15 protein-coding genes are annotated in these 24,291 nt (G+C 41.7%); 4 read left to right on the top strand and 11 right to left on the bottom strand.

What is annotated here, in order from left to right; genetic code table 11:
• Positions 1 to 167: 167 nt before the first annotated feature.
• The 3 genes from HNW13_RS22250 to HNW13_RS22240 form a co-directional block, all read right to left on the bottom strand.
• Positions 168 to 1,364 carry an ImmA/IrrE family metallo-endopeptidase gene (locus HNW13_RS22250; RefSeq protein ID WP_192116437.1) on the bottom strand — a complete coding sequence of 399 codons (1,197 nt, stop codon included), beginning with the start codon at positions 1,362 to 1,364 and terminating at the stop codon, positions 168 to 170.
• Between the two features lie 9 nt (positions 1,365 to 1,373).
• Positions 1,374 to 1,658, bottom strand: coding sequence for a type II toxin-antitoxin system HigB family toxin (locus tag HNW13_RS22245; RefSeq protein ID WP_102036380.1), 285 nt, complete (start codon positions 1,656 to 1,658; stop codon positions 1,374 to 1,376).
• A 279-nt stretch (positions 1,659 to 1,937) separates the two neighbouring features.
• The gene (locus HNW13_RS22240; RefSeq protein ID WP_192116438.1) at positions 1,938 to 5,546 is read right to left on the bottom strand and encodes an ATP-binding protein; all 3,609 of its coding nucleotides are present in this window, start codon (positions 5,544 to 5,546) and stop codon (positions 1,938 to 1,940) included.
• 322 nt (positions 5,547 to 5,868) lie between these two features.
• Here HNW13_RS22240 and HNW13_RS22235 point away from each other — a divergent pair, with 322 nt between their 5' ends.
• Positions 5,869 to 9,966 (top strand): alpha/beta fold hydrolase, encoded by a 4,098-nt coding sequence (locus tag HNW13_RS22235; protein WP_192116439.1) that lies wholly within the window; start codon positions 5,869 to 5,871, stop codon positions 9,964 to 9,966.
• A 547-nt stretch (positions 9,967 to 10,513) separates the two neighbouring features.
• Here HNW13_RS22235 and HNW13_RS22230 read toward each other — a convergent pair.
• Positions 10,514 to 11,062: a hypothetical protein gene (locus HNW13_RS22230; RefSeq protein ID WP_192116440.1), complete on the bottom strand. Its 549-nt coding sequence runs from the start codon at positions 11,060 to 11,062 to the stop codon at positions 10,514 to 10,516.
• Between the two features lie 924 nt (positions 11,063 to 11,986).
• On the opposite strand from HNW13_RS22230, the gene istA reads away from it, so the two are divergent.
• The 3 genes from istA (at position 11,987) to HNW13_RS23700 (ending at position 14,579) form a co-directional block, all read left to right on the top strand.
• The gene (gene istA / locus HNW13_RS22225; protein WP_192114609.1) at positions 11,987 to 13,486 is read left to right on the top strand and encodes an IS21 family transposase; all 1,500 of its coding nucleotides are present in this window, start codon (positions 11,987 to 11,989) and stop codon (positions 13,484 to 13,486) included.
• Positions 13,479 to 14,246, top strand: coding sequence for an IS21-like element helper ATPase IstB (gene istB, locus HNW13_RS22220; protein ID WP_192114610.1), 768 nt, complete (start codon positions 13,479 to 13,481; stop codon positions 14,244 to 14,246). The genes istA and istB overlap by 8 nt, the downstream gene beginning before the upstream one ends.
• Positions 14,247 to 14,447: 201 nt before the next feature.
• Positions 14,448 to 14,579: a hypothetical protein gene (locus tag HNW13_RS23700; RefSeq protein WP_257984938.1), complete on the top strand. Its 132-nt coding sequence runs from the start codon at positions 14,448 to 14,450 to the stop codon at positions 14,577 to 14,579.
• Positions 14,580 to 14,812: 233 nt separating this feature from the next.
• Here the strand turns inward: HNW13_RS23700 and glmS are convergent, their stop codons facing one another.
• The 7 genes from glmS to atpG all read right to left on the bottom strand — a co-directional run bounded on the left by glmS (position 14,813) and on the right by atpG (position 24,265).
• Positions 14,813 to 16,642: a glutamine--fructose-6-phosphate transaminase (isomerizing) gene (gene glmS / locus HNW13_RS22210; RefSeq protein WP_101087342.1), complete on the bottom strand. Its 1,830-nt coding sequence runs from the start codon at positions 16,640 to 16,642 to the stop codon at positions 14,813 to 14,815.
• Between the two features lie 37 nt (positions 16,643 to 16,679).
• Positions 16,680 to 17,450 carry a DeoR family transcriptional regulator gene (locus HNW13_RS22205; protein ID WP_192116441.1) on the bottom strand — a complete coding sequence of 257 codons (771 nt, stop codon included), beginning with the start codon at positions 17,448 to 17,450 and terminating at the stop codon, positions 16,680 to 16,682.
• 186 nt (positions 17,451 to 17,636) lie between these two features.
• On the bottom strand, positions 17,637 to 19,730 hold the full coding sequence (locus HNW13_RS22200; protein WP_192116442.1) for a TonB-dependent receptor: 2,094 nt from the start codon (positions 19,728 to 19,730) through the stop codon (positions 17,637 to 17,639).
• A 269-nt stretch (positions 19,731 to 19,999) separates the two neighbouring features.
• Positions 20,000 to 21,364: a bifunctional UDP-N-acetylglucosamine diphosphorylase/glucosamine-1-phosphate N-acetyltransferase GlmU gene (gene glmU, locus HNW13_RS22195; protein ID WP_011639448.1), complete on the bottom strand. Its 1,365-nt coding sequence runs from the start codon at positions 21,362 to 21,364 to the stop codon at positions 20,000 to 20,002.
• Between the two features lie 148 nt (positions 21,365 to 21,512).
• Positions 21,513 to 21,941, bottom strand: coding sequence for a F0F1 ATP synthase subunit epsilon (locus tag HNW13_RS22190; protein ID WP_101087345.1), 429 nt, complete (start codon positions 21,939 to 21,941; stop codon positions 21,513 to 21,515).
• Positions 21,942 to 21,977: 36 nt separating this feature from the next.
• Positions 21,978 to 23,369: a F0F1 ATP synthase subunit beta gene (gene atpD, locus HNW13_RS22185; protein WP_101087346.1), complete on the bottom strand. Its 1,392-nt coding sequence runs from the start codon at positions 23,367 to 23,369 to the stop codon at positions 21,978 to 21,980.
• A 35-nt stretch (positions 23,370 to 23,404) separates the two neighbouring features.
• Positions 23,405 to 24,265 carry a F0F1 ATP synthase subunit gamma gene (gene atpG / locus HNW13_RS22180; protein WP_101087347.1) on the bottom strand — a complete coding sequence of 287 codons (861 nt, stop codon included), beginning with the start codon at positions 24,263 to 24,265 and terminating at the stop codon, positions 23,405 to 23,407.
• Positions 24,266 to 24,291 lie beyond the last annotated feature (26 nt).

Below are 24,291 nucleotides of genomic sequence, written 5' to 3'. Positions count from 1 at the left end.
CCATTATAAAATACTGGCTAAAATAGTGAGGGATACTTCAAAGCGCAAACGCAGTTAAAGGCTATTCCAGTGCTTTGTGGATACGAGAACGAGCTTACAACTCGATGCGATGTCAGAGCTAAGAATCATTTTTAAAACTAACTTCAATCAAACACGAAACTTACATACTAAAAGTGACTTCTTACCTTATCTCGGAACGCTTTACCAAATGTAGAGTGATCATTACGCTCATAACGGATTCTACCAGCAACAATGCATGGTGATATGTGTAACTTACTTGCAAGTTTTTGCACGCAATCAACATCTTTCACTTCGGGTAAACTCGAAGAACCTGATGGAATTAAGCTTTCCTGAGCTAATGCATCGGCCTCTTGTTCAATTTCGTCGGCGCCTTCAGCATCTAAGTTATCCAAGAACCATGTTTCATTACCATCAACATGCAACGCAATATGTGCTAACTCATGCATCAACGAAAACCAAAAGTTATCTAATTTATCGTAGCGTAATGTAAGTGCAACGACAGGGTTACCGCTAGCAGAAATGCATACCGCGCCATCTAAATAAGTTTTTGGTAAATGAGCTTCAATAATTAAATGAATGCCATGGCGATTTAAAAACTCTTTCGCTAACTTAGGCCCTTGATCAGACCATGATAACTGAGCCAACGTTTTCATCCAGTTAGCATCAACAGTACCTTTTACGTATTTAGCAGGTAGCAGCTCTTCTTGCGCCTTCTGTAAAATCCTGACTTGCCACGCCCATAAAGCATAACTATTAGTCTCTTTGTCATTTGAACGTAAATGAGCAGTGGTTCTTAATAATGCTGGTTTTAGAGAAAAACCATTGGGAACAGACGTTAAAAACAGATTGAGCTTTTCAATTGAATACTCTTTCAATTCCTTTATTGAGCCATTAAAACCTTCGAAATAACCCCGGATGCGCATTTCTGATATAGGGAAAGCATCCCAATCAACATCTTTGGAAATGGTATCTTTTTGGCAAGGCTCTTTTATCAAGACATCAGCAGATATCCCTAAACCAGGGCTTAATTTGCGGATCATCTTAAGGCTTAAACTTCGCGTGCCGTTCAGTACTTCTGTTACTTTTGACGCAGAGCCAAAATATGGAACTAAATCTTTTTTAATCAACCCCTGTTGCTCCATTCGAAACTTAATCGCTTCAATAGGGTCAGGAGACTCAATAGGAAAGGCCTCTTCTTCATACTTTTCGATCAAGAATGCAAGTAAATCCAACTCATCATTTTCTGCTGTGTCCGGAGCAGAATCGAGATCCATTAATAGCATCAAGCGAGCTAACGCTTGCTCATGATCTTGAGTTGATTTAATTAACTTAATGTGGCCCATAATACCTCCCTAAAAGCTTTGCTTATCATACTCCGAATGAGTTCCAACCCATTCAATAACAGCAATGCCATTTTGATATCTAACTTTCACAACTAATCTGTAATGGTTACCTTTCACATTAAAGATAACCTTATTATCAGCTAAGAAATCAGCGCTTCGATATCTATTCTTTATATCTTGTGGGGTTTTCCAGTCAGCAGCACTCGCTTCTGAAAACCAAGCTTCAAGTGCCTTTTTTGCATCAGCATGCTTTTGACTAAACTTTGTAAGTTTGTCTCTTCCTAAGACTTTCATTACACCTCAAAGTTCCCACCAAGGGAATTATAGTTACTACCACCAAAAAGGGAAGTTAATTATCACAATGGATACAAATTTACAGTCCAAATTCCGAGTGATAGCCTTCCCATCCAAGTTTAGTGTATTAAAGAGAGATACAAAAGATTGAGTATCTTCCTCTAATGGAGAGAATAGAATCAGTACCGCCTCAATCCGATCAGGGCATAAAAAACTGTTTTTAATAACTAAATATATTTTTAAAAACAATTCCTGAGCCTCTTAATACCATTTAAATTATTAACGCCGATAAAGATTAACTCTTATATCGTCAGTGAAAAAATCTTCTTTCCATGACGAAATAATGTTTTTTGAATCAAGCCATCTGACCAAATCCTTATTCTCGAGAGTGTTTTGTAATCTCGGCGTATTGTACCCAGTTTTAATTTCGGAAAATGGTTTAGGTAGATTGACTAAAACATTACGTACTTCGCTATCAGTCATAAGAAAGTGGTATTTGTTAAACAGTGAAATTTGTGTCGCTATGGGCGAAGAATACCTTATCAAGGATTGCATAATACTCCCATTAAGGTTTGATATCTTACCGTCGGCGTTGTCAATAATCGGGCCGATGAGAGCCGACCGTTTAGGAAGACTCTCTAGTGATTTTAAGTCCATCAACTCAACTATCCTAAGCTTATCTACAATATCAATTTGTGATCGAAGAAGCTCCTCGAGGAAGTAATCGTCGAGTGAAAAGTTGTCTGGGTCCTTAAGATATATATCGATGTTGGCAGCGACGAACAGAACCTGTAAATCACTGTAGTCAGCTAGCGCATCGAGACTCTCCTTAGTGAAGGCGATTTTTCCCTCATCGATCAGGATGCTAAGCTTGTTGGGCTCGAGTTCATTTGGTGGGTTCTTAAACGGATTAGGCAGGGCGTGAGCATATTCTCTGTAGGCTACATCAGACAGCGAACTCGAATTAACGAGGAACAGACGCAGCTTTAGTGAAGCCGAATCACTAGGCATAGGTTGTTCCAAGATAACTTTACGAACAGCATCTCGATCAAGATATCCGATTAGGCTATTTGGTTCGAACATTTTACTATCGATAAAAGTAAGACAGTTCGCCCAAGTTGGTTCGAGCGTACCTAACTGAAACAGCATCGAGTGTAACCTCTCGGGCACAACCTCTAAGGCTGGAAGTTGGGTAGTTTGCCGTGCAAGAAACACCTGAATATCATCTTGTTCAAACGTATCGCATTGAATCACCTCGAGGATAGCTGAAGTATTCTCGTTAGAATTTTCTTCAAGCTCTAAGAGTATATTTGTAAAGTAGCAGTCGAAATCACGCTCGATTCGCTTCATCAAGGTTACATTATTCGTCGAACGTATGGCCGAGAAGTTCCTCGTGCGTAATGGCTCAAGATCGCTCTCTCCCAAAATCGCTTGCCAGACATATTCTAGGTTAGCCATTGTGAGTGCGAAAAGTCCTTTTCCGAACATCATGCGTACAATTTCAGAGTGTTCTTTGATGGAGTCTAGATCTTTGACTTCAAAGTTGAGGTGTACAAGGCGTTCCGGTGTTAGTTCAGGTGAATTTACAAGAATTGAAGGAAGGTTCGCTGAAACAAATTCTGGTAGCTCGACAAAATCCTTTGCTAGTTTTTTGAGCGAGTTTTCAGACAGGTTCGCGAGCAATTGTGTGACGTGGATTATATTGTTAGGGCTGGTTATGACAGCTGGAATAAGACCATCCCATGTATTGGTTAGTCCTGAAATAAGTCCGGCAACATCGCTGCCACTGGTGTAATAAGCATCGAAAAAGTCCTCACAATTCTCAAACTTCGACGAGATGTACAGGAAAAGCTTCTGCAATTGGGCGCAGTAACTGTTCGAGTCACTCAGAAGGCTATCGACAAGCTTGACGTTCAAGACATAGCTTTGGCTGAAGTCTTCATTTCGCATAGCAGCAATAACTTCTTGTGGATTATCGATCGGAAAATCTGGGTCTGGTGTGACAAATGCCCGTATCTGGATCAGAAACTTGTTGTCATTAGGCGACAAACGCCCCGAGTGAAAGAGTGAGGTGTATTGATAGTAGGAATCGTCAATATGACCTTCTAGAAGCAGAAACCGGGCAAGCTCTCCGTTTTCCCCAAAGGTTACGAAATGATCCTGCAGGCTGTTGGGGTTAAAACGCAACAGCTCGTTGAGCTTAGTAGTGCGTAGCGTTGCAATCTTTGATCTGAGCTCACTTATTCTACGCAGGCTTTTATTCTTATTATCAGCCTCCTTACTTTCTATCTCCACTTTGCGTTGCAGGTAAGATCTCTGCGTATCTACCTCTCTTTGTAATTTAGAAGCATCGAACTGCCCTTGGTGACTATACTCGCTGCGGTAGAACAGACTTGAAGTCTCAAACAGTTTCTCGAATGCATCATGGCTGACCAATTGAGGAAGTAAGCTCCATGTCTGCTGATCATGACTAACGCGGTTAGCATTCGCTGGAAGCTTCTCAATCAGAGCCATAGCGTAGATTTGCCGCAACTCTCTAAGGTCCGAAGGTGTCTGCCGCTCCGCGATTTCAAGCTGCTCTTCAAGTCCCGTGATCTCGGTTCTATACGTCACTTCAGCAGGCTTAATAAGTTCGTCTTTTAAGTTCAATATTTTAGCGAGATTACCCTCGCCACGGTGTAGTTGTTCAAAGTCACTTGGATAAACATTTTTATAGATCAAGAGCGCAAGAAGCTTGTTGGCATCAAGCAGATTCTCTCCAGTTGTTTCCAAATTAGCCACATAAATAGCGTATTCATTAAAGATGTTTCGAATTAATCTCAGGTCGTTCAGGTAACGTGAAACCTCTCTCAGAAACTGCCGTTCAAGGCTCCCATCGAGCTCAAGTCTCCTTCCCTCATCCAATACCATGTCGATAGAATTCGATGCGTTGATGATAGGTATGACGGGAATGATGAACTCGAAGAACTTGGTTCGCTCAGTATTGACAAACATATCGTCACGCAGGGCGTAGAGGAACCTAATAGTACGTTTCACACCAGCGTTCTCGTTCACGAGATTATTAATTTCGCGCAGTGTGACGAAAATATCCGCATTATTAAATCGGTCTAAATCCTCAATGATGACAAGATCGTATTTAGTTGATTGGAAGAAATAGACGATTTCGTCTAGATGTCGGTTCAATATGGACGCCTGATCATCAGATGCTGGTTTAATCTCAACGTCCTTCAACGAAATGCTCTTGAGTGACAGACCAAAACTCGCCACATAAAAGTGATGTAGTGTCGCCCAGAGGAATGTTGCTGCGAGCAAAAATATCCCCATATGAAACCAATTGCTGAGCTCGAACGGAACAAAAAATTTACCGCTGATGATATCTTCTCGCTGACGGAACACGTACCAAAGCGCGAGGATGCCAAGCATTATGTAAAAAGACTTAAGAAATGACCAAACACCGGGCGACTGAATTCTTTTGAAGCGCGATAGAGGAAGTTTGTTTGCGTCAGCACCGTACAATATTTGCTGAAGGATGCTTCTCTCAATCTCTTGACGGCTTACCTTATCCCCCACTGAATCAGCCTCGGGAACGAAGGAAGCTAGAGATATTTGAAGCGCAGGTCGCCGATACTTCTTCAAGAAGGATTGGATGATGCTGCTCTTTCCCGAACCATAGGGTCCAGTTAGGGCAATGTTGAAGACCTTGGCATTATTCGTTGCATACAGAATCGCTTCGGAGTACACGCCAGCTTTGTCGGCTTCATCAGTTGGCGCGAGATCCACGTATTTTGATTTATTTTTATACGAATGGTCAAAGCTTTCAAGCCATGAAATAATATAACTGAGCCAATTTGAAAGTAATTTTATAAAAGACGTGGGAATTTTTATCATACAATGCCTGAACGCACTAAACCTAAAAGCGACTGATTTCTATGAACACTTTGTAGTATTACCTCATTCTGGTCAATAGTTAAACACGAGAACCAATGTTAGTATCTTATCTTATACACTTTGTGCCATTACTGGATAAAACTTTCTTAAAGCAGAAGTCCTAAGAAAGTTAGCGTGGATAAGAAAAATCACCTTGAATAGCACAATCAAACTTAATTCACTCCGACGCTAGTCATCCAAACTGACTTGATTCAATGGAATCAAAATTAAAGAGGTGAGCACATCCGCGTTTACCTCTTACTTATTACAAGGAAAAGTACAGATGGCTGAGTTGCATCTAATGTCTAAATCTGATGGCGATATCAAGACTCACGTTGTCTTTATACATGGGTTAGGTGGGCACTACGAAAACACTTGGATTTCCTCTACTCAAGATAAAGGCTTCTGGCCTAACTGGCTTAGTGAAGACGTTGATAATATTGCCATTTGGTCTATTGGATACTTAAACCCAATATCTCGTTGGGGAAGCCAAAAAGCTATGCACTTTACCGACAGAGCAAAAGATATTCTGCACAGATTAAACCAAGAGCCATTATTCAGAGATGGAGAAATAATCTTTGTTGGTCATAGCATGGGAGGGCTGATGATCAAGCAAATGTTCCACTATGCGGATAGAAGCTCAGAATTACAAAGCATTATAGGGCGTGTAAACAAAGTTTGCTTTCTTGCCACTCCACACCGTGGTTCAGACGGCGCTGACCTGATCGATTGGCTAAGAGTTATTATCTTGCCATCCGCAGCGACAGCCTCTCTACTTAAAAATGACCCTAACCTCCGCGAGTTGAATGAATGGTATAGAGCTTCTGTACGCAATCGCGATGTTGACCACCTGATACTCATGGAGAACCAGCCCTGCAAACGCCTCATAACGATAGTTACGCCGGATAGTGCAGATCCCGGCTTAAACACTGAGGCTCTCCTAGTGGATGCTGACCACCTCAGCATTACTAAACTTGCCAACAAGCAATCCCAAATCTATCGATACATAAAGGATTTCGTTACCAAAGAAAGCAAGCCACCACAATTGCAGTGGCTAGACTCCAAATACCCAAAGGGAAGCCATGGCTGGCAAGGTTATTCAAACTGGTCCAACTCCCCAAAGGGGGTTGAGGAAGCGTATATTGTTGACGAACAAGTCCGCCTTTTCGACGTTTCCTCTAGTGATAAAGAAGGCAAAACTGGTCTTGAGGCAATTCAATCACTCAGAAGTAAACTAGGGGCACCAGGTACTTCAACCCGACTTGTCGGCCTTTCTGGAGTGGGGAAAACTCGACTAGTCCAAGCTCTATTTGACGAGCGCGTGGGCGAACATCAGCTTCCCGTAGAGCAGGTGCTTTATACTGATATGGGACACGCTCCAATCCCTACTCCAAGAGCTGTGATAGAGAAGCTGGTGGCTGAAGACAAGAAGGCAATTGTCATAATCGACAACTGTCCACCTGAACTACATCGGGATTTGTCTCCAAGCTGCAAGAAGAGTATCAGCTTACTAACCATTGAGTATGACATCCGCGAAGATCAGCCGGAAGGAACTGGTGTACTCTCTTTGGAACCAGCATCCGATACCCTAGTCACCAATTTACTCAAAGCTAGGTTCACGAATTTAAGCGAACAAGACGCAAGTAAAATAGCTGATTTTTCAGGTGGTAATGCTCGAATTGCTATCGAGTTAGCATCAACAGTGGAACAATCAGAAAGCATCTCTCATCTAAAGGACGACCAGCTTTTCAAGAGACTGTTCCACCAGCGTCATCAGGAAGAGCACTCTTTGATGCAAGCTGCGCAGGCTTTATCACTTGTCTACTCATTTCAATATAAAGATGATGAGAGTCCGTACTCTAGCGAGTTAGAACTTCTCAGTTCTGTATCCAGCACTCCCACGAAAACTCTTTACGAAAGCGCTCAAGAACTAAAGCGCCGTAACCTCATTCAGCAACGAGGGATATGGATGGCAGTACTTCCACATCCTATTGCAAACAGGCTAGCAAAAGTCGCGATGCAAAATATTCCGGCTAACTTATTTGTTAGTTTCTTCAATGAGAATACGGACAGACGTATCCTTAAGTCAGTATCCCGCCGAATTAGCTATCTAGATAACTGTACCGAAGCGCAAGATGTAGTAGCGAACTGGTTAAGACAGGATGGGACTATCAGTAAACTTCTGGCTAATGACGAACAAGAACTAGCTTTAACCATTTTGACAAACTCAGCTCCAATAGCCCCTCAGGAAACGTTAGATTTCCTGATGAAACTCTCCGAGAATGACGCTAATTTCCTTACAAGAAAAAACCAAGAATTATCACAATTGGCCGAGCTACTTAGAAGCTTAGCTTATGAGCCTGAACTTTTTCTTCAAAGCACTAAGTTACTAGCTGAGATTGCCACAGCTGAAAAGAAAGATGAGAACTACAATTCCGTTAGAGATACTCTTAAGTCACTGTTTTACCTTTACTTATCAGGCACGCATGCGAGTAAAGAACAAAGATTAGAAACCATCAGCGAACTTATTGAATCCGGCGATGAATGCAAAATTGAAATCGGCTTTGAATTGCTTAACGCGTCGCTAGAGTCTTCACATTTCTCATCGCATCATAGTTTCGACTTTGGTGCTCGCTCTAGAGACTATGGGTATCACCCTTCATCAAATCAAGAATGCACCGAGTGGTGTCAATTTTTTATTGAGTACACCACGTCATTAGCGAGACGTAATGACCCGCTTTGTAAACATGCAAAGTCCACTCTAGCGGTCCATCTTAGTGAGCTATTCCATAGCAAAACCCTCTGGAAAATTTTAGAAGATGCTATAGAAGTAGTTTTATCTACTGGTGAATGGAGTGAAGGGTGGCTGCGACTAGGCTCATTTTTGCGATTCAACGCTAAGGATCTAGAACACTCTGAAAAAATCAGAATCGAAGGGATTCTAGAAAGACTGCGCCCTACCTCTCTAGATGAAAAAATACACATGTATTTGCTATCAACCCACAATGATTTTTATTTCTTGGATACCATTGGTGAAGATGGCGAAAGTGAATTCAATGGTTTGGAAATAGCAGAAGAAAAAGCAGAAAAACTAGGTAATGATTTATCTAAGTCACACCTGCAATACCTTATATCAAAACTGTGTGAAGTATTGTCTACTCAGGAAAGTTTCACCCGACGCTATGCTTTTGGCATTGGGTGTGCAAGACGCTATGCTTTTGGCATTGGGTGTGCAAAAGGTGTAGATGACCACTTACACTTCTGGGAAAAGCTTCTCGCCAGCTTATCAGAAATCCCGTTTAAAAAGCAGGAAGTCAATGTTATGTGTGGGTTTATTCGCCACCTAAGCCAAATAAATCCTGAGCTGACTAACTCGATTCTCGATAGTCTTTTGCATGATAAACGCGGAAATAAATGGTTTCCACATATACAGTTCAACGCAACTCTCGATACCAATGCTGTAACTAGGCTAATACAGGCTATTGAAATGCAACAATCGCCAATTCATTTCTACCAGTCTCTTGGGTATGGAAGAGTCCATGAAGCACTATCTGATACCGATCTTGGTGAAATACTGCGTCGAATCAACAAGCAACCTGATGGAGTAAAGGTTTCAGTTGAAATCCTGTCTATGCGATTCCACGGGTTAAGAACTGAAAGTGCGTATACTCCTTCAAATGAAATAAAAGAACTGGCACAGCAAACTCTCATCCTCTCTGATTTCTCGAAAGAAGACTTCAATGGCCATAAAGATAACGCTTTGCATAATATCGCGAAGGCGGCACTTTCAATCCCAATAAATTATGAGGCTACTCGGGCTATTCTCGAACACATGATAGAGAATAAGCCTATATTTAGTTTCCGATATAAACTTCCAAGAACACTTGAAGTAGTAGTAAATTCCAACCATAAGGCTGTTCTCGACAGCTTGCTAGATGAAGAAGGCAATTGTCAGGAACGTGCAGTCGCATTTTTTAAATGCAGCAAAACCCCATTGATATCCCTTGATCTTATTTCTGAATGGTGTGAAGTCAACCCAACCAAACGATGCCCTATCGTTGCCCAGATCATACCGCTGTATAACAAAGAAAACGAAGTGTACCAGCTGAGTAAAGAAGCTAGAATGCTTTTGGACTTAAGTTCCAGCCCCATAGATGTACTGGAAAAAATGGATATAAATAAAAGACCTAGCGTTATTTCTGGGTCGTATGCGAATGTCCTTGAGACGCGCCTCGCCATATATGCTGAACTAGAGAGTTTTGGTGATTCACAAGTTCAACAATGGGCCTGCTCAAAGAAGGCATCTCTACAAAGCAGTATTGACGCAGAAAGAAAATGGGAAGAAGAACGAGATCGAGATACAGATGAAAAGTTTGAATAGTGACGTTTCAGCAAGTATTTGAGTCAATATCAAATAATGTTAACTGTATTTATTGATGATAGTTAACACTTCGCCAAGTTCAGAATTATATTGACCATCGCTTTGATGAACATTCACTAGGATAAACTTTAGTCAAAGTGACAGAGTATACACAAGTGTTTATTCTAACCCGTTACTGGACATTTCCGTGTTAGCGGCTTTGTTAAATTATCAATACTCAAATAACTACATATATGGAGGGTCGGATAACTTGGTGTCAAATATTAATGGTGAAGATCAGTAACAGCGCTGTTCCAATCCAATCGGATAATGAGAGCTTACTTTTCTAGTGTTGATTGGTTAATGCTGTCATTGTTAAAGCAGATTGATGTAGTAAAGTGTATGGTGAAAATCAGAAGTTAAAGATTGATAACCTGATGCTGTATTAATTTAAGAGTTACTTAGATGCAGCGCATTAGCTTGAAACTAAATAAGAAATGCGCTGCTCTTCGTTTTATAGTCGGACCGCTAAGGGTTGATCGAATTCTGGGCGCCAATAGCCTGAAAATCAGTCTTTATCTTGATCGGCTTCCTTAGGGTAATAAAAAAAGCTAGTCGGATATCGTTGGAGAACTTCTTGTTGCTTTTTAATGATTAATTTTCGGTTCTCAGGTGAGTCCTCTTTGGAGCTCAGAGAGCCGCGAACTTGACGTAGTGAAGAATAAACAGCTTGAGATACCTCAGATACATCCTGTTTAATTTTGATGTCGTTTACAACATCCTTCATTACGTGAGAAATAGCGCTATACGAGCCTTGCATGCTTGATAAACGGGCGTGCTCATCTTCTAGTTTCAAGTATGGACGAACTAAACCAAGGATTACCGCAACCAAAGCTCCGAAAGCCAGTAAATATGGACCAATTACCACCCCACAGATCTCTGCAGTCCACCATTTAATGCTAGCCAATGCAGAGACACTACCAGCTAAAGCAAGGATAATATCCATGGCTAACAGCTTGCTTTTTACCGATTGAGCTCTTGCGCCATAATACTCTTTGTTGAGCTCGAGAGTTCTGAACTCGTCGTAAATGTTCTCAAATTTCGTACGATTAGCCATTACTTAAGATCTCTTTTTATTTCGTTTGGCCACGGTTCTATAGGGTCTACTTTTATAATTCTATCGACGACCGACCTATCGCGCTTAGAAGCTGCTAGAGTAGCGTCTAGAACGTTATTGTATGCTTGAAGTCGAGTAAGACAGTTCTTTGTGGAGATTGTTACAAGCTCTGATTTTGTCTGAGCATCTACCACTATTCTTACATTAGTAGCTTCTCTTAATTTAGGGTGTTCTTTAATAAGAACACTTTCAGCTCTGATATCTTGTTGTACGATGGACAGTCTATTATAGATACCATACTTCAAGACTCTTGCCGTAACTTGCTCGAGCGATAGATTACTTACTCGGGCAAGTTTTAGTAACTCTTCTCTGACGCGCCTAGATTGAAGCCCGCTGCCAAGCACTACGGTAGCATTTTTTTTGTTTTGTCCCTTTTTGCTTATCAATGTCCTTATCCTAACTATGTCAATATGTCATTAAGTTATTGTAATCCAATGAAAAGGGGTCTGCAAATATTAGTGTATAGCATTATTTTACTTTGATTGGGCTTACCAGTCTTGATTCACATTAGCTTAGTGAAGGAAAAATTCAGGTATACAAAACTTTAATGAGTAATAATTCTAAATGGTTTTAGGGCAAAAATGCTTTAACAAAGTTTAGCATCAAACAAAATATGATGATGCCCTTAATGCATAATCATTAGAATGATTTCTATTAAGAATCTGCTTAAAAACAACTCTTGGATTGTTCTTTTTTTGACCTGATATAGGATTCAATAATATATTTTGTATTATTGAATCCCATTATCAAGGAGATATATTTATGTCTAGCACTATTAGGCGACAATTAACTTGGCCGGTTCGCGACAACTAGCTTGTCCGGTTTTGGTAAGCTCTAGGCATACATAATTATTGAGAGATTTATATGCCTGGAAAAACCATAAATCAATCACAGGTTAACCTATATATGTCTTATCGTAATCAACCTAAACAGACTCAATCATCTGCAGCGGCTAAAGCAGGATTTTCATCCCGCACAGCCAGACGTATTGATTCAGGGCAGCACAACCCCCCTCCATTACCGCGTCAATACGCTACTCGAAAAGATCCGTTTAATGGTCTTTTTGAACAACATATTGTCCCACTGCTTGAAAAAGAACCCACATTACAACCCATTACATTATTTGAAAAACTCGAAGAAATCGCACCGGGGCAATTTGATCGCGCGCAACTTAGGACTTTACAACGCCGTATCAAGACATGGCGAGTCAAATACGGACCAGAAAAAGAGGTGATTTTCAGGCAACAGCATACACCTGGAGCGATGGGGATTTCCGATTACACTTGGGCTAATGAATTGAATATCACCCTCGCTGGCAGTGCATTTAAACACAAACTTTATCATTACCGCTTGGTTTTCAGTGGCTGGACTTACGTCGAAGTCATCTTGGGTGGCGAAAGCTTTGAGTCATTGTCATCCGGGCTGCAGAATGCCTTTTGGCAAAGTGGGGGTGTACCCAAAACCCACCGCACAGATAGCTTAAGCGCTGCCTTTAAAAACCACACACAAGCAGAAGTCCTCACAGAGCGCTACACCAAGTTATGTCAGCATTACGGTGTAAAAGCCACTCGAAACAATAAAGGTATAGCCCATGAAAATGGCGCAATTGAAGGCCCTAATGGGCATCTAAAGCGAAAGATAGCGCAGCAATTGCTATTGCGCGAAAGCCGTGACTTCCTGGATTTAAAGCAATACCGAGCATTCATCGATGCCATCGTCGCTAAAATAAATCGTCAATGTCACACGCGTTACATTGAGGAGTGCGCGTACTTGTCCGCCTTACCCGTCCGTCGAACGAATGACTTTTGTGAGCAGTACGTCAAAGTGACATCCAGCAGCACGATTTCCATTAAGCGTGTGACGTATTCCGTGCCATCACGGCTCATTGGCGTGACCTTACTGGCGCACATTTATGATGACCGCATCGTCCTCTTCTATGGACATGAAATCACATTAACCTTAGCGCGAATACACACGCAAGGCGCAGCACGTGGCCGCTCAATAGACTATCAGCACCTTATCCACGCATTGGCTAAGAAGCGCAATGCGTTTAAAGCATCACAACTTAGAGACGACCTTATACCTAAAGGCGATTTTTGGCAGTTATGGCAGGCACTCACCCGTGATGGTGTGACTGATACAGATTGTCATTATATGGTCGATTTACTGGTCATCGCTGCCAACTATGATTGTGAGGCTGCATTGGGCCGCTTCGTTCTCAGCGCATTTGAAGCAGGAAAAGCGGTAACGATAGATGAATGTCGACGCGTTTTCAGGCCTGATACGCTATTTACCCCCATGATTAATCGTCAACAACATAGCGTTTCAAGTTACGACGTACTGTTAGGAGGGCGCAATGGCTAACCCACTGAGCTTACCTATATTATTACAAGAGTTACGATTACCCGCGATAGCAAAAGCTTGGCCTGATATCGCGCTAAAAGCGGTGAAGGAGCAATGGGGGCCTGAGCTATTTCTCGCTCAGTTATGTGAAATAGAGGCCTCACACCGACAAGAAATACGCCTAAAGCGCTTACTGAAAGACAGCCAATTACCCATAGGGAAACAACTATCACAGTACGATTTTAGTGAAGTGACAGGGATTAGTGCCGTTCAAATCAAGCATAAAGCCAGTGAGCTCGGGTGGTTGAGGCAAGGCCACAACATACTGTTATTTGGTGCAAGCGGTCTGGGGAAAACACACCTAGCCGCCGCGTTAGGCTATGCCCTTATAGAGCAATCTGTTCGAGTTAAATTCACAACAGGAACCGCCATGGTGCAGCATCTACAGAAAGCGCGACAAGGTTTAGGACTAGAAGATGCGCTTAAAAAACTCGATAAATATGAGCTACTGATTTTGGATGACATTGGCTATGTAAAAAAGAGCGACAGTGAAAGTCAGGTTCTATTTGAACTCATCGCACATCGATATGAGCGCAATAGCTTGGTGATAACGACGAACCAGGTATTTAGTGACTGGGACAGTATCTTTGGCGACAATATGATGACGGTAGCTGTGATAGACAGGCTGGTGCATCATGCTGAAATTTACCGACTTGAAGGAGATAGTTACCGTAAAAAACAAGCTATGAAATTAAACGACAAAAGCGGCCAACTTAATTGACGCGCATAGGACAAGCTAGTTGACGTCTAACATAGCACAGACGAAAAACCAGGGGAAGGTGTTTATACATGCAAAAAGTGTGGGCAAAAAGTCATTTTAGATGATAACTCCAATACACTTCCTACTTGCCCTAAATGCGAAGCAACAAACTACACGCCTTAAAATATTGGCCTATATAAATTTATAAATGAGGTGAGCGGAATGAGCATCAAACCAGGCCCTAAGCCAAAAGCGGAATCAACAGGTAAAACAGATCAAAGACGTAGTGTCACTCCTGAGAACAAGTCTAAACACCCTAGTTTAGATACACATAAACATAAACCAGGTAAATAGTTTTACGTTACAAACGATATCGTCCTGGAGTTTAACTACCCATGACGATTGCATTAACATAACTTTTTATCTTAAAAATAAAAAGCGACCACTCAATGAGTCAGTCGCTTTTTTTAGTTTCGAACATTTCACAGTAGCGAACTTGTTTAGTTTCTAACTTTTCAGTTAGTCGCTATCTTTATGACTAGTTTCGAACTCTATTTAACTCCCACATTAACAATTAAATCAAAACCTTATTCAACTGTAACTGACTTAGCTAAATTGCGTGGTTGGTCTACATCAGTACCTTTAATTAATGCCACATGATATGACAATAACTGTAATGGAATAGTGTAAATTAACGGTGCCATGAACTGATCACAATGTGGTACCTGGATAACTTTCATGGTGTCGTCTGATTCAAACTCAGCATCAACATCGGCAAACACATACATTAGTCCGCCACGAGCACGCACTTCTTCAACGTTCGATTTAAGCTTTTCGAGTAATTCATTGTTTGGCGCAACCACGATAACTGGCATATCTGCATCAATCAAAGCTAATGGACCGTGCTTTAACTCACCAGATGCGTAAGCTTCTGCGTGAATATATGAAATCTCTTTTAGCTTTAATGCCCCTTCCATCGCGATGGGGTATTGATCACCACGGCCTAAGAATAATGCATGTTGTTTGTCGGCAAAGTCTTCTGCTAATTCTGCAATTGCATCATTTAAGCCAAGCGCTTGTTCCACTTTAGCTGGCATTGATAACAAGCTTTGAGTAATAGCCGCTTCCATGTCGCTAGACATGCCATTATGACGGCCAATAACCGTTGTTAACATTAACAAGCCAGCTAGTTGAACGGTAAAGGCTTTAGTTGATGCAACACCAATTTCTACGCCAGCCTTCATCATGTAAGCCATGTCAGATTCACGTACTAACGATGAACCAGCTGAGTTACAAATAGTTAAGGTGGCTTTGTAGCCCATTTCTTTTGCTAGGCGCATTGCCGCTAACGTATCAGCTGTTTCACCAGACTGTGAAATAGTCACTAGCAAGCTATTTGGGAACAGGTGCGATTTGCGGTAGCGGAACTCAGATGCAATTTCGACATTACATGATACGCCAGCCCAATCTTCTAACCAGTAACGCGCGGCCATACCTGCATGATAACTGGTACCGCAGGCAATAATTTGCACGTGTTTAATGTCTTTTAAAAATTCAGCAGCATTTTCACCAAAAGCTGAATCTAAAACCTTACCCCCCGCAATACGACCTTCTAGAGTATGTGCAATGGCGGTTGGTTGCTCGTAAATCTCTTTCAGCATGTAGTGACGGTATTCACCTTTGTCACCGGCATCATGAGTCACTTCCGACTCTTTCATTTCGCGCTGAACTGCGTTGCCATTAACGTCAAAAATGTTAACTTCACGGCGCGTAATTTCAGCAACGTCACCTTCTTCTAAAAAGGCAAATGAACGTGTTACAGGTAACAGTGCTAGTTGATCAGAGGCAACAAAGTTTTCACCTAAACCGTAACCAATCACTAATGGGCTTCCGCTACGGGCAACAACCATGCGTTCGCTATCACGACGGTCGATAACAACTGTACCATAGGCACCTTCAAGCTGTTTTACTGTCGCTTGCACTGCAACTAATAATGTCGCAGCTGTCTTTAGTTCATGATGAACAAGGTGACAAATAACTTCGGTGTCGGTGTCTGATGAAAATACATAACCTAAACCTTTTAACATCTGGCGCAATTTACCGTGGTTTTCAATAATACCGTTATGAACAACGGCAATATCACCTTCAGATAAATGTGGGTGTGCATTGCGTTCGCTTGGCTCACCATGAGTTGCCCAACGAGTATGGGCAATACCGGTGCCGCCGCTTAACGGTGCGGCATCAAGTGCAGACGACAACTCTTGTACTTTACCAACGCGGCGAGTACGGCTTAACTCACCTTGATGGATAACAGCAATGCCAGCTGAGTCATAACCACGGTATTCTAGACGACGTAAGCCTTCTACTAAAATTTCTGCAACATCCCTTTGCGCCACTGCGCCTACGATTCCACACATGTTTGTTGTTTCCTTTACTGTATCAGTTTAATTTTGTTTACTTAGCGTATGGCGCGAGTATGACTCTGACGCCATGCGCTGAAATAGTGTTAACGGCTTCTTGGGTGATGTTGTCGTCGGTAACTAAGACATTAACCACATCCCAAGGTAATTCTAGATTAGGGATCCGTCGGCCAATTTTAGTCGACTCTAATAACACCACGACTTCACGAGACATTTCAGCCATTACTTTACTTAAGCCGGTTAGTTCGTTAAATGTGGTGGTGCCACGATCGAGATCAATGCCGTCGGCACCGATAAAAAGTTGGTCAAAGTTATATGAACGTAATACTTGCTCTGCCACTTGGCCCTGAAAAGACTCTGAGTGAGGGTCCCAGGTGCCACCGGTCATCAATAATGTCGGCTCATTTTCAAGTTCATGAATGGCGTTTGCCAATTGCAATGAATTAGTCATCACCACCAAGCCGCGCTTGTCATTTAGCTGTTGCACAAGACCTGAAGTCGTACTGCCGCTGTCAATAATAATTCGGTTATGATCACGAATAAGCTCAGCGGCTTTAGCTGCAATAGCTTGCTTGTTTAAAGACAGTTTTTCATTGGTAATTTGAGTCATTTCTTGAGGTACAGGCACAGCCCCACCATAACGTCGTAACAATAGCCCATGAGTTTCAAGCATGGCTAAGTCTTTGCGAATAGTGACTTCTGAAGTGGCAAATAGATTTGCTAGCTCATCGACACTGACTTCGCCTTGTTCATTAACCAATTTAATAATCGAATGGCGACGTTGCTGGGTGTTACGTTTAGTCATTTAAATTAACTATCTTTCATATAAGTTTCGAAACGAAAGATATTTTAGCACCAAATGAAACTTTATCTAGATCTTATCGCTCAAAAATTGAAATAAAAGTACAAAAAAAGCCTCTGGCATATGCAGAGGCTTTTAATTGATTAATCAATACACGTTAGCTTTTAAAATATAAAACCTTCGTTAATATTAAAATTTAACTTCGGCGGCAACACTAAAGTTACGATCTTGGCCAATGGTGACCATATTATACTGACCACCTTCAATATAGTCGGTATCGAATAGATTTCTGACATTGGCACGTACACTGACGTCTTTCCCCATAACATCCATAGTATAAGCTGCGCCGATATCGAAACGGACGTAACCGTCTTTACTAATACTGTTATCGGTGTTGGCAAAACGCTCACCCACATAGATAGCACCAAAGTTTATCGCAAAGTCTTCAGTCATTTCATAGCGAGTCCAGATATTAGCCGACCATTCCGGCGCATCAACAGGTGTTTTACCTTCACGTTCATCACCCGTGTGATATTCAGCATCAAGGTACATCATTGAAGATGTCATGAACCAATCGTCACTTAACTGACCTTGAGCGCCCACTTCAAATCCACGATGTTTCTGCTCACCACCTTGGGTAGTGATATCAGTATAGGAATCTATTGGAGTCGGTAATACTTCAGATATTGTAATATTCTCAACTGTGATATCAAATACAGCCGCAGTGAGTAATAAGCTATCGTCAAACAGTTCCCATTTGGTACCCACTTCGTACTGAATACCATATTCAGGTTTTAAATCCAGTTCATCGTTAACGTCAAATTGATTATTAACAGCACCTTGTGGAGTAAAACTTTTTGAATAGTTAACGTAAATACTGCCATTTTCCATTGGCGAATAAATAGCCCCAAACTTAGGCGATACCGCATAACTGTTCTGACCCAAGCCGTCTTTCTTTTGCTCGTCATAACGTACACCAGCAAGCAACTTCCACTGTTGGTTTACAGTCATTAAATCTTGTAAATAGAAACCATAATATTTGTATTCGCTCGGATCACCTTTGCTACTTAGATGATAATCAAGATCAGGCTTAATAACTGACTGCCCAGGAATAACTGTTTGGCTTGTTCCACGCTGGATCTGTTGTTGATAGAAATAATCTAGATAGTTTGCACCTATCAATAACTGGTGTTGAATTCCGGCAAAATCAAACTCGCCAGTAAAATCGATATAAGCGGTTTTATGTTGCCAATCATCATAGCGATCAAATGGTTTAATGCTGTAACCGTTGCTAAAAGGATCAGTGGTATATTGTGGCGCAGAGTCGAAACGTTGACGATTGAATTGCTGATCGTTATAACCGGCTTTAATTTTCCAGTCGTCACTAATATGCCAAGTAAGATCTGCACCTAAATTTGAAACCGTATTATCGGTAAAGGCCCAAGGAGCATCCCAAATAGTTTTATTATTACCTATAACATTACCTTGAGAGTCTAACCAACCACCCGCATCAATACCGGCTTTATCTTGAGTGTGATCGTATTTAACAGATAGCAATACATCATCTGTTAAATCAAATTCCATATTAAGATAACCTAACCAACGATCACGATCTTGGTTTTCTTCAGTGGTTGAATATTCACGCCAATATGTTGTGTCTTGCTTCACTAACACACCACGATAACGAATACTTTGGGCATCATTTAAACTGCCTCCAGCATCAATCTGTGCACGGGTAGAACCGTAACCATCAGTGTCGACACCGACATTAAGCATAGAATCATAAGTCGGCTTTTTGGTGACCATATTCACCAAACCACCTGGACCAGATTGGCCATACAACATACTAGAAGGACCTTTCAGCACTTCAACTTGTTGTAGGGTTTCAATAGGCTGTATGTAGTGAGACCATTGCTGGTGGCCATTAATTAAATAACCATTGCCAGAATCTAATTCAAAGCCACGGATACTGAAAACCTGGCGGTTCCAGCGTGTAGTCCCTGCCGTTACACTTGAATCATTCACTAATACTTCAGCAAGGTTAGTTGCCAATTGTTCATCGGTAACAAAATCGGGGATAACATTGACTGACTGTGGGGTATCCATTAGGTCGATATCACCGCGCATAGCACCAGATGCTGTACCGACTTTATAATCGTTAAAAGTTCTACCAACAACATTAATACGTTCTATGTTTGTATCACTAGATACTTCAGCCATTACTGGCATCGTCATTAATGCTGAACCAACTGCTAAACCTATAACTGAATATTTAAATACCATTTACAACTCCTCAATGAAACCTCTACTCCAACAAACGAGAGTAATATAAATGAGAAGCGTTTCTATTTAAACTTCTTTTTTAATATTTACAATTGACTGTGATATAGATCAAAAATATATAGAAACCAATGAATTGAGATAACATACTAAAATGAATTTAAGCTTAAATTATCTCTTTTTGTGATTTTATTTGGTAAGTTTAATATTCATAGTCTTTAAGACAATAAAAAAGCGACCAATGGCCGCTTTAGAATAATCAGTATAAAAATCTACTTTTTAATTTTAATCGGCCGTTGCCAACCCGTAATATGACGCTGTTTAACGCGCGTAATCACCAGTTCATTTTCTGCTACATCTTTGGTTATGGTTGAACCAGCACCTAAAGTAGCATTTTTACCGATTGTCACAGGTGCAACAAGTTGGGTATCGCTACCGACGAATACACCATCTTCAATAGTGGTAATAAACTTATTGGCACCGTCATAGTTACAGGTAATCGTACCGGCACCTATATTAACCCCAGCACCAATTTGTGCATCGCCTAAATAGGCTAAGTGACCAGCTTTAGAACCTTTACCTAATACGCTCTTTTTAATTTCAACAAAGTTACCAATATGAGCATCTTCTTTAAGCTCTGCCCCTGGGCGTAAACGAGCAAAAGGTCCAGCACTGGCAGCTTGTCCAAGCTTAGCGCCTTCAACGATAGTATAAGGTTTAATTTCTGCATTATCGGCAATGTCGCAATCAATCAAAATCGCGCCGGCTCCAATTGTCACGTTATTACCTAAGGTGACTTTACCTTGAAAAATAACGTTAACATCAATCATCACGTCCATACCAACAGACACGTCGCCACGAATATCAATACGAGCAGGGTCGCGTAAATTAGCGCCTTCAAGCATCATTTTTTCAGCAGCTCGAGCTTGATAAGCTCGCTCTAATTGCGCAAGTTGTACGCGGTTATTAGCGCCTTCGACTTCAATAGCTGATTGTGGTTGTGAGGTGGTAATTTCAACACCATCAACATTAGCCATGGCGATAATGTCAGTCAAATAGTATTCGCCTTGAGCATTATTATTAGATAAACGATTTAACCATGCTTTTAACTGCTTACCTGGTACCGCCATAATGCCGGTGTTCACTTCGTTAATAGCTAACTGCTCAGCGTTAGCATCTTTTTGTTCAATAATTCCGACTACTTTACCCTGTTCACGAACGATACGACCATAACCGGTAGGGTTAGGTAAATTGACAGTCAAAATAGCAAGACCATTAGTAGGACGAACAGCCAATAAAGCTTCTAAGGTCGATTGTTGAATTAGCGGCACATCACCATAAAGAATTAATACCGTGTCGTCGTCGTTAATATTTGGATTAGCTTGGGCAACGGCATGGCCAGTACCTAGTTGTTCTGCTTGCAATACCCAATTTAATGCTTGCTCACCTAAAGCCGCTTGTAATTTATCTGCACCATAGCCATATACTAATTGAATAGCCGATGAGCCTAATGAATTGGCAGTATCAATAACGTGTTGCACCATACTTTTATGGGCAATGGGATGCAGCACTTTAGGCAGATCTGAGCGCATCCGAGTTCCTTTTCCTGCAGCTAAGATCACAACATTTAACGACATTGAGCATTCCTTTAATGAACAGATAGAGATTTGCAGACATTTTAGCGGAATACGAACCAAAGTGAAAATAAAGGCGCTAAGTTAGCCAGTAATAGGCAATAAAAAAGGCGACTCGTAAGAGTCGCCTTTTAAGCGTCAAATAATCAGATTATCTGGTGATATTTTTCTTGATGCATTCAACAACACGTAATTGAGCCATAGATTTGGCTAATTCGATTGCAGCAGCTTCATAATTGAAGTCAGTGCCGGCATTAGCAATTGCTTGCTCTGCACGTTCTTTGGCTTCTAAAGCAGCTTTCTCATCAATATCATCGGCACGTAATGCTACATCAGCAAGCACTGAAATTGCAGTAGGTTGTACTTCAAGTAAACCACCTGATAAATACAACACTTCTTCACTGCCATCTTGCTTGATAAAGCGCGCCATACCAGGCTTGATTTTTGTCAGTAACGCAACATGGTTAGGCATAATACCTAACTCACCTTCAGCACCATTAACTTCTAAAAAGCTAACTTGGCCATGGAAGATGCTGTTTTCGGCACTAACAATATCAAGTTGGACTGTTTTGGCTGCCATCAAGTTCTCCTTAAAGAACTAAGCTTTACGGCCTAGTTATTTCTTTTTGTTAGCTTTTTCGACAGCTTCATCGATTGAGCCAACCATGTAGAACGCTTGCTCTGGGATGTGATCGAACTCACCTTCCAAGATACCCTTGAAGCCACGAATTGTGTCTTTAAGAGAAACGTACTTACCTGGAGAACCAGTGAAGACTTCTGCTACGAAGAAAGGTTGAGATAAGAAACGCTCAATCTTACGTGCTCGGAATACCATGGTTTTGTCATCATCTGACAATTCATCCATACCCAAGATAGCAATAATGTCTTTCAGCTCTTTATAACGCTGTAATACAGTTTGTACACCGTTTGCAACATCATAATGCTCTTGGCCAACAACCTGTGGATCTAACTGACGTGAAGTCGAATCCAATGGGTCAACCGCTGGGTAAATACCCAAAGATGCAATTTGACGAGACAATACAACAGTCGCATCTAAGTGAGCGAAGGTTGTTGCTGGTGACGGATCAGTTAAGTCATCCGCAGGTACATATACTGCTTGTACAGAAGTAATCGAGCCAGACTTAGTTGAAGTGATACGTTCTTGAAGAACACCCATCTCTTCAGCTAGTGTTGGCTGATAACCTACTGCAGAAGGCATACGACCTAATAGTGCAGATACTTCAGTACCAGCTAGGGTGTAACGGTAAATGTTGTCCACGAACAACAATACGTCACGACCTTCGTCACGGAACTTTTCAGCGATACTCAGGCCAGTTAACGCTACGCGTAAACGGTTACCTGGAGGCTCGTTCATCTGACCATAAACCATGGCTACTTTGTCTAATACGCCTGAATCTTCCATCTCGTAGTAGAAGTCGTTACCCTCACGGGTACGCTCACCAACACCAGCGAAAACAGAAAGACCAGAGTGAGCTTTAGCGATGTTGTTAATCAGTTCCATCATGTTGACTGTTTTACCAACACCAGCACCACCGAACAGACCGACTTTACCACCTTTAGCGAAAGGACAAACAAGGTCGATAACCTTGATACCCGTCTCTAATAGCTCAGTTGAATTTGACTGATCTTCGTATGAAGGGGCTGCACGGTGAATAACATAACGCTCTTCTTCACCAATAGGACCCGCTTCATCGATAGGCTCACCCAATACGTTCATAATACGGCCAAGGGTTGCAACCCCTACCGGAACAGTAATTGGTGAACCTGAGTTTGCTACCTCTAGACCACGACGCAGACCATCAGAAGAACCCATAGCGATGGTACGAACAACACCACCACCTAGTTGCTGCTGAACTTCCAGCACCAAACCATTACAGGCGCCTTCACCAGTGATCTTCAGAGCGTCATATACTCGAGGTACAGAATCTTGTGGAAACTCTACGTCCACAACCGCGCCAATTACTTGGACAACAGTACCTGTGCTCATGATTAATCCTCTAAACTTGATTTCGTTACCTAAACCTAAACCGCTGCAGCGCCTGATACAATTTCCGACAGTTCTTGCGTAATCGCAGCCTGACGGGCCTTGTTATAGACGAGTTGCAAATCATCGATCATTTCGCCAGCGTTGTCTGTTGCCGCCTTCATAGCTACCATACGGGCAGCTTGTTCAGAGGCAATATTCTCAACAACACCTTGATATACTTGAGACTCTACATAACGAGTTAACAATAGATCTAAAACTTCTTTTGGATCTGGCTCGTAAATATAATCCCAAGGATAACTAGCTACTTCTTCATCTGACTTAGGTAAAGGTAGCAGCTGTTCGATCACCGGAGTCTGGGTCATTGTATTAACAAACTTGTTAAACACAATGTACAGACGATCCAATTTACCTTCGTTGTAAGCTTTTAACATGACACGTACTGTGCCAATCAAATCAACAAGTTTTGGCGCATCGCCTAAACCTGATGCATGGGCGGAAACTTCACCACCAAAGCTTTTAAAAAACTGAACAGAACGGGCACCAATTGGGCAAAACTCAACGTCTGCACCTTGTTCTTTCCATTTTTTAACGTCTGACACAACCTTTTTAAAGAGGTTGACGTTCAAACCACCACAAAGGCCACGGTCGGTTGCTACAACAATGTAACCAACCCGCTTGGCATCTCTCACCTCTAAATAGGGGTGTTTATACTCGAGAGTACCTTGCGCTACGTGACCGATCACCTTACGCATATTTTCTGCATATGGACGGCTAGCTGCCATGCGTTCTTGCGCTCTGCGCATTTTGCTGGCGGCAACCATTTCCATAGCGGAAGTGATCTTCTGAGTATTTTTAACACTCGCGATCTTGGTTTTAATCTCTTTAGCGCTGGCCATCTCTACTCTCCAATCTGGGACCTGAG

The sequence above is a fragment of the Shewanella sp. BF02_Schw genome (genome assembly GCF_014596695.2).
Classification (GTDB): domain Bacteria; phylum Pseudomonadota; class Gammaproteobacteria; order Enterobacterales; family Shewanellaceae; genus Shewanella.
Note: the sequence above shows the minus strand (reverse complement) of the source record. Positions and strands in the feature narration are given on the sequence as shown.